Source organism: Nocardioides cremeus, assembly GCF_030518195.1.
GTDB lineage: Bacteria > Actinomycetota > Actinomycetes > Propionibacteriales > Nocardioidaceae > Nocardioides > Nocardioides cremeus.
Map to the genome: position 1 here is coordinate 1 of NZ_JAULSC010000064.1, position 785 is coordinate 785.

Here is a 785-nt window from a genome sequence, read left to right on the forward strand (position 1 = left end):
TTAGATAATATCTTAGATAATAAGGTTAATAATATAGGCTAGATAAGAGATTAAGTTCTTATTTTTGTTAGAATATTGCTACTTAGGTAGCGGAAGTTGCTGCTTGTTCTACTAGTAGCTCAGAGGTAGAGGTCTCTGCCTTCTACTTGTCTAGTAATAGACTTAGAGGCAGCTTATCGAAGGTTCTAGTAAAGAGAGATAAATAAGAGATAAAAAGATATTGCTAGGGGAGAGAGAATAGTTAAATTGCCTTCCTAAGGTAGTCTGTAGGATTCGCTCTACTCTTCTCTACTTTCTATCTACTAGCTCTTCTACTACTTATATATTCGTTGTCTTAGATTCTAGAAGAGTCTTCTTAGTAGTAGCTTGCGTAATCTATGGCGTAATAGATAGATATTACTAGATAATAGCATAATAGCTTCTAGTAATAGATTGATTGATGAGTTTTAGTTGAAGATTGAGTACTTGTTCTATCGGAGATCAGCTGGTGAGCTTATATCTCTAACACACCCCCTTAAGCTAGGCAGCTGAGATCTGATTGATCTGCTAGTTTTGATTGGCTTGTTTGTTTCGATGAGCTTAGGCTGATAGATTTGATCGATCTGATGGGTTGGATTGTTTTAATAGATTGGTTCGATGGATTGGTTTTAATGGATTGGTTTGATGGATTAGTTTGATAGATTGGTTTGATGGATTGGTTTGATGCGATAGTTTGATGCGATGGTTTGATGGATTGGGCTGTTCTGTCGGCTTCAGCTGATCTGATGGTTGCGCATCGTCTGATG

General features: G+C 36.9%; 1 protein-coding gene. It reads right to left on the reverse strand.

Annotated elements, in window-relative coordinates; all coding sequences use genetic code 11:
• Positions 1–579 precede the first annotated feature (579 nt).
• Positions 580–785 (reverse strand): hypothetical protein (locus tag QWJ41_RS20740; protein ID WP_302710368.1); only part of this gene is annotated, 206 nt, incomplete at its 5' end.